Source organism: Pantoea sp. GbtcB22 (genome assembly GCF_019091025.1).
Taxonomy (GTDB): domain Bacteria; phylum Pseudomonadota; class Gammaproteobacteria; order Enterobacterales; family Enterobacteriaceae; genus Pantoea; species Pantoea leporis.
Genome location: NZ_JAGXKB010001057.1, coordinates 1 through 229, shown reverse-complemented (window position 1 = coordinate 229; position 229 = coordinate 1). Strand labels below are relative to the sequence as shown.

Annotated in this window: 1 protein-coding gene; it reads right to left on the bottom strand. The window is 56.8% G+C overall.

The features are described from left to right. Nucleotides 1-229 (bottom strand): beta-propeller fold lactonase family protein (locus KVT28_RS27495; protein ID WP_217551524.1); only part of this gene is annotated, 229 nt, incomplete at both ends.

Sequence of the window (229 nt, the reverse complement as noted above, 5' to 3'; positions counted from 1 at the left end):
AGGTATTTGCCGCTGGCACCAAAGGCGAAAGCGCGCGGTTCAATGCCATCCGCGTTATAGCGCACCGGCGATCCCAGTGAACCATCCTGCTCAATGCGGAACACCACCAAGCTGTTATCCGAACCGCGAGTAGCCGCAATCACAAACTTGCCGTACGGGCTGAGGATAATGCCGCCGCCGCTGCGATACTCGGCGCTGCTGTTTTCCGTATTCAGTTTGACGCTAGATT